At 44.1% G+C, this 6,000-nt stretch carries 7 protein-coding genes; 4 read left to right on the plus strand and 3 right to left on the minus strand.

The genetic code is table 11. The features are described 5' to 3' along the window. The first annotated feature begins 221 nt into the window (after nt 1–221). The 3 genes from F6K63_RS23430 to F6K63_RS23440 all read left to right on the plus strand — a co-directional run bounded on the left by F6K63_RS23430 (nt 222) and on the right by F6K63_RS23440 (nt 1,116). Nucleotides 222–404 carry a hypothetical protein gene (locus tag F6K63_RS23430; RefSeq protein WP_071102676.1) on the plus strand — a complete coding sequence of 61 codons (183 nt, stop codon included), beginning with the start codon at nt 222–224 and terminating at the stop codon, nt 402–404. Nucleotides 405–562: 158 nt separating this feature from the next. After that, nucleotides 563–700: a hypothetical protein gene (locus F6K63_RS23435; protein WP_287313231.1), complete on the plus strand. Its 138-nt coding sequence runs from the start codon at nt 563–565 to the stop codon at nt 698–700. An 80-nt stretch (nt 701–780) separates the two neighbouring features. Continuing rightward, nucleotides 781–1,116: a DUF433 domain-containing protein gene (locus F6K63_RS23440; RefSeq protein ID WP_502708345.1), complete on the plus strand. Its 336-nt coding sequence runs from the start codon at nt 781–783 to the stop codon at nt 1,114–1,116. Nucleotides 1,117–1,262: 146 nt separating this feature from the next. On the opposite strand, the gene F6K63_RS23445 is transcribed toward F6K63_RS23440, so the two are convergent. Next, nucleotides 1,263–2,303: a pentapeptide repeat-containing protein gene (locus tag F6K63_RS23445; RefSeq protein ID WP_287313232.1), complete on the minus strand. Its 1,041-nt coding sequence runs from the start codon at nt 2,301–2,303 to the stop codon at nt 1,263–1,265. Between the two features lie 98 nt (nt 2,304–2,401). On the opposite strand from F6K63_RS23445, the gene F6K63_RS23450 reads away from it, so the two are divergent. Then, the gene (locus tag F6K63_RS23450; protein ID WP_287313233.1) at nt 2,402–3,616 is read left to right on the plus strand and encodes an RNA-guided endonuclease InsQ/TnpB family protein; all 1,215 of its coding nucleotides are present in this window, start codon (nt 2,402–2,404) and stop codon (nt 3,614–3,616) included. Here the strand turns inward: F6K63_RS23450 and F6K63_RS23455 are convergent. Both F6K63_RS23455 and F6K63_RS23460 read right to left on the minus strand, forming a co-directional pair. Further along, nucleotides 3,549–4,505, minus strand: a complete 957-nt coding sequence (locus F6K63_RS23455; protein WP_287313234.1) for a hypothetical protein — start codon at nt 4,503–4,505, stop codon at nt 3,549–3,551. The two genes, F6K63_RS23450 and F6K63_RS23455, sit on opposite strands and share 68 nt — an antisense overlap. A 699-nt stretch (nt 4,506–5,204) precedes the next feature. Beyond that, nucleotides 5,205–6,000, minus strand: a 796-nt coding sequence (locus F6K63_RS23460) for a DUF2996 domain-containing protein (protein WP_353813077.1), incomplete at its 5' end; no start/stop codon positions are given.

Here is a 6,000-nt window from a genome sequence, read left to right on the forward strand (position 1 = left end):
GATGCAGCCCTAAATCACCAAACTCAATAATTTCCTGAGCCAAAGTTTGCTATTCCCTGCTGCCAGAAGCATAACCTTTAGCGCAATCACAACTCAGTCACAAGGCAATCAAACAAAACCCAAATCATATTAGCAACTAATCCATTGTCCAGTCAAGGTTTGGGGTTTTGTCGGTAACCATTAAAAGTAGCAGTGAAGCGTAACAGTTACAACAAAAACCTATGGCTCATAAAAATCTGACAATCAAAGAGATGGTTCAAGCTGCTATTATCTCCATATTACTTGGGGGGTCACTTACCCTAGCCGTCATGGATGAAGAGTACCGCCCCACGTTCATGGATATGGCAAAAATAGGTCTTGGAGGCTATCTGGGACTGTCACTTCCTAAGTCTAAAGGGAAATAAAATGATAGCGCTATAACTGATAGTTTGCCAGTAGGCGCAATTGTGGTGATCCCTATGTTTGGCTAGGGTTAAGACTTTTAGGGCATTGCTGAATCAAGTAATGAATCGGAGTAGAGTGGCCATCTTGCCTGCTCGAAAATAAGCAGGAAACTGGCAAGATGCCAGTTCCACCCAATATGCCCATTCCACCCAATATGCCCATTCCACGCAAGATGCCCATTCTACAGGTGCGACCCGTGGCGAATTTAATTCTTAATGGGTCAAGCGCTTCTCAACCTCAAAGTCCCCCTTATTAAGGGGGATTTAGGGGGATCAATTTGTACATTATGGTATATAAAATTGCTATATAACCCTTGCTTTAATTATTGGATTTTTGATTAATTCTGAAGAAATATCTATCCAACAGATCAGCACAGAGTATATTGCGATAGATCCTGACTTTTGTGGTGGGAAACCTCGCATTATTGGCACTAGAATGCCTGTCGCAACTATTGCCAAAATGTATTTAGAGATGGGAGAATCCTTAGAAGGAATTGCCTCTGAATATCATTTATCTAAGGTAGCAGTTTATGCGGCAATGGCCTATTATTACGATCATCGAGAAGAAATTGACCGCCATACCGCAGAAAGTGCAGCGTTTGTGGAAGAAATGAAGCGCAATAGTCCCCCTTCTCCTTTAGAATCACGATTGAGGGCTATTCGGGCTGAGTAGTCGGATTTATGAAGTATATACTCCAGAGGACATGGTTGGGGGTATTGAGTATTTGTAAGCGATCGCATAAAACGAAAAAATGCGATCGCATTCTTTCAATTGATCGCGTAGCGTGGCCATAAGCCAATCCCATTTGTTTACGGGATTTAGCTAGGGGTAACACTTTCAGAGCTATCTCCTGGCACATCCTCAAACATTGCGCCTCGTTCAATTAAGTCACTCTTAATGGATTCATCAATGCCTGAGTTATTTCCAAATTGGGCATTGTCCACAATAGCACGACTCAGGTTGGCATGAGTGAGGTCAGCACCCTTCAGCTTGGCATCACTGAGGTCGGTACCACTGAAGTTGGCACTATTCAAGTTAGCACCTTTCAGGTCAGCACTACTGAGGTCAGCACTACTGAGGTCAGCACTCCTAAGGTCAGCACTACTGAGGTTGGCACTACTGAGGTCGGCACGATTCAGGCTGGCAGCCCTGAGGTTGGCACCACTGAGGTCGGCAGGACTTAGGTTAGCACGATTGAGGTTGGCACCACTTAGGTTGGCACCACTTAGGTCGGCACGACTGATGTTGGCACGACTGATGTTGGCACCACTGAGGTCGGCACCACTCAGGTCGGCACGACTAAAGTTGGTATAATTGAGGTCAGCACCACTGAGGTTGGTACCACTGAGGTCGGCACGAACCAGCCTGGCATCATTGAGGTTGGCACGACTGAGGTTGGCATGACTGAGGTCGGCATGACTGAGGTCGGCATTATACAGGTTAGCAGACCTCAGGTCGGCATTCCTCAGGTCAGACCCCTTAAGCTGGGCATGACTGAGCTCGGCACCCTTCAAGTCGGCACCCTTGAAGTTCGCAGTAGTGAGCTTGGTATTAATCAGGTTGGCACCCTTCAGCTGGGCATCACTCAGGTTAGCACCACTGAGATCCGCATCACTCAGGTCAATACCCTTGAAGTGGACACAACTGAGGTCAGCACCACTGAGGTTGGCCTTACTCAAGTCAGCACGACTCAGGTCAGCACCACTGAGGTCAACATCACTCAGGTCAACACCCTTCAACTCTCGACCCGCAGCTCCAGTGCTAACAATCTCTTCCACTAGACGCCATTTAGGATCAAGCTCATTATGAAACTCCCCAAGCCAAAACCCCGTGTTTTTAAACCGGGGATGTAGGCTCATAGCGACTTTAGTCGCCGTGAAAAAAATATTGAAAGAAAAATCAATATTTTAGTCTGGATATTGTAGAATAATATATAGGACAGTTGAGGTCGAAAGTGGTGATAATTTTAGAGTTCAAAGCAAAGGGAAAGAAATATCAATACTCTGCTATAAACGAGGCTATTCGGACGGTTAAATTCATCCGCAATAGCTGTCTAAGGTATTGGATGGACAATAAAGGGGTCAATAAATTTGATCTCAATAAGTACAGTGCTATCCTTGCTAAAAACTTTCCTTTTGCCAGCGATTTGAACTCTACGGCTCGACAGTCTAGTGCTGAAAGGGCGTGGTCATCAATTGTTCGCTTTTTTGATAACTGCAAAAAGAGAGTACCCGGCAAAAAAGGTTTCCCAAAATTCCAGAAAAACTGCCGCTCAGTGGAGTATAAACAGTCTGGATGGAAGTTATCCCCTGACAAGAAGTCAATCACATTTAGTGACAAAAAGGGTATTGGTAAGCTCAAACTTAAAGGTACATGGGATTTGTGGCGATTTGACAAAAAGCAAATAAAGCGGGTTCGGATAGTAAAAAGAGCTGATGGTTACTATGTCCAGTTCTGTGTTTCGGTTGATGCAAAAGAAGAGCTAGATCCAACTGGGACAGCTATCGGTTTGGATGTAGGATTGAAAGACTTCTACACTGATTCCGCCGGGAAAACAGAATCAAACCCCCACTTTTACAGAACGGGAGAAAAACGCCTTAAGTTTTTTCAACGACGAGTTTCTCGTAAAAAGAAAGGCTCATCCAATCGCAAGAAAGCGGTTAATAGACTAGGCAAGCAGCACCTTAAAATAAGTAGGCAACGTGAAGAGCACGCTAAGAGACTGGCGCGCTGCGTAATCCGGTCTAACGACCTGGTCGCCTATGAAGACTTGAGGGTTAAAAATTTAGTGAAAAATCACTGTCTCGCTAAATCTATTAATGATGCAGGTTGGTATCAGTTTCGGAAATGGATGGAGCACTTTGGTACCAAGTTTGGAAAGGTGACAGTCGCGGTAAATCCTGCCTATACCAGCCAAAACTGCTCTGATTGTGGCGAAGTAGTCAAAAAATCTCTATCGACTAGGACTCATACTTGCAAATGTGGATGTCAGTTGGATAGAGACCAGAATGCCGCAATAAACATCCTTAAAAGAGCCTTAGGTACGGTGGGGCACACCGGAACTTGGGTTGTAAAAGACCATTACGCTTCAGGAGAATCGGCCTCTACTCTTCTTGGTTCCGACCTGGTTGGGCAAGCTGACTCGTTGAATGAAGAATCCCCGCGTCTTTAGACCGGGGAGTGTCAATTTGATCATCCTCTGACCTTGTGTTCAAAATTTGAATATCTTGAACAGCAAAACCACTTAATTTTTTCAGTTCTCCTGATTTTATCTGAGATACAAGCCCTTCGATATCCTCTTGATCATCCTCTACGATTAATCCTACAATTAATCGAATCCTGTCTTTTTTAATATCACTAATTGTGATCGTATCTCCTGGATAGTCTCGTAACATAGATTTAATTACTTTTAAATTTTGACTTGAATCGATATCTCCTTCTAAAACCATAGAAGCTTTAATGGTTTCAGTTTCTCTATCGACTACAGTCACTTTGCGCCTAGGTGTTTTCCCTGGCTCCAACACCTCTGAGCTACTGCCATCAGTAGAATGGGCATCCTGCCCGTTTGTGATTACTACTTCCGAATCCTGCCCGTTTGTGCTTACTACATCCGAATCCTGCCCGTTTGTGCTTACTACATCCGAATCCTGCCCGTTTGTGCTTACTACTTCCAAATCCTGCCCGTTTGTGATTACTACTTCCGAATCCTGCCCGTTTGTACTTACTACATCCGATTCCTTTTCTTCTGCTATTCCCGCAATTTCTATCCATTTTAATTTTAGAGCCTGGCATATCCGTTTAAAGGAATCCAGCTGAATTGGTTTGAAATTAAAAAACTTAGTCACTATACTGTCACTTAGACGTTGAGATTTTGCTAAGTTACTTTCCGACTCAAATTCTAGCTTGGTCAACGCTGCTTTGGCTGTCTCTACACCAGTTGACGAAGCGGTTATAGTTAGTTTTTTATAAGGGTTTTCTTGATTAAAATCTGTCATAATTAGGGAATAGGGAATAGGGAACAGGGAATAAGCAAAAGGCAAGAGGCAAGAGGCAAGAGGCAAGAGGTAAAAAATCCTGTGTACCTCATTAGGCTAGAAAGCGATTAATATCAAGTCCGGTTAAATACCCATAATTAAGGGAAGTGTGGGGAGATGGTGGATATTTTTATTAAGGGTAATTATCCTGACATGATATAAAGCTATGGGAGTAGTTTTTAGTGCTATGATAAAGCTATGCTGCTTCCATTCCCTTTTTTCTATTATCTTGGCGCAGCGCTATAAGAGTTAGCCCTAGTAAAAATACCGAATAATACAATTTAAAATTTTTAAAAAAATTAGCAAACAATCCCTTATACAGTCAAGGGTTATGCTTGTTTCAGTGATGATTAAACGTAGCAGTAAAGCTTAACAATGACAGGAAAAATAGATGGCTGACAGCTGTCAGCCGTCAGCTGTCAGCCGTCAGCTTAAAATAAACCTCGTTTGCGTAGCGTGGTAAGCATTCAGCCGTCAGGTTATGGGCTACGGGAACAGCTATCAGCTAATGAGCTACTGATAGTGCTACATGAGGTGCTAGCAGGCGCGTTAACTGCACGGGTTCGGATCAGTAAAACGAGCAGGGATTGTTAAGCAGCCGTACCAGCCCGTAAGGTTTTTTACTACCGACCGTTGATTAGCTGACGGCTGACCGCTGTTCGCGTAGCGTGCGCGTAGCGCATTAGCTGAATGCTTACAATCTACCTAAACATTAGCCAAGAATAACTAATTCCACATTAGCCACTTCTGAGCATTTAGCCGTTGTATGGTATAATGAACCATTAGATCAAGAGTCACTTTCCGTTCATCAATCATAAAAGACTCAATTGTACTAGGTTTAACACCATTAGCCGACGCCGAAAAAGCCTTTTGTTGTTTAATATCTTCGTCTAGGAAATAAACGTTAAATTTACGTTGCCCATTTTGCCAACTACCCATTACTTGCCAACAGTCATCCATTTGACTCAAACTCGGAATCGGGATTTTTTGTTTAGCAAACGTCACATCTACATCATCAATACCTTGTTTGGCAAAAGCAGTCTTAAGGGCTGGTACATAATGTTGTTCCACAAATTCAGTAAAGGGTTTCTTTTCAATTGCTGGTGGTTTTTCTTTTTTAGCTTTTGCCTCTGTAGCCGCAGGCTTTTTGGCCGCAGGGGCCTTAGCTGCAGCTTTGTCTTCTGATTTTTCAGCAGGCTTTTTGGCCGCAGGGGCTTTAGCCGCTGGTTTGTCTTCTGATTTGGCCGCAGGTTTCGGTTCGGTTATTTCAACCGGCGGTTGGTCTACTACAGCAGCAGGCTTCGGTTCGGTATTAGCGGCAGGTTTGTCTTCTGATGGTGTAGCCGGTTTCGGTTCAGTGATCTCAACTGGCGGTTGGTCTGCGATCGCAGCAGGCTTCGGTTCGGTATTAGCAGCAGGCTGGTCTTCTGATGGTGTAGCCGGTTTCGGTTCAGTGATCTCAACTGGCGGTTGGTCTGCGATCGCAGCAGGCTTCGGTTCGGTATTAGCAGCAGGCTGGTCT

Source organism: Moorena sp. SIO1G6 (assembly GCF_010672795.1).
Classification (GTDB): domain Bacteria; phylum Cyanobacteriota; class Cyanobacteriia; order Cyanobacteriales; family Coleofasciculaceae; genus Moorena; species Moorena producens.

Excerpts from the sequence above, each read along its gene's own strand:
- F6K63_RS23445 (WP_287313232.1), bottom strand. The coding sequence starts at position 2,303 with ATGAGCCTACATCCCCGGTTTAAAAACACGGGGTTTTGGCTTGGGGAG.
- F6K63_RS23435 (WP_287313231.1), top strand. The coding sequence starts at position 563 with ATGCCAGTTCCACCCAATATGCCCATTCCACCCAATATGCCCATTCCA.
- F6K63_RS23430 (WP_071102676.1), top strand. The coding sequence starts at position 222 with ATGGCTCATAAAAATCTGACAATCAAAGAGATGGTTCAAGCTGCTATT.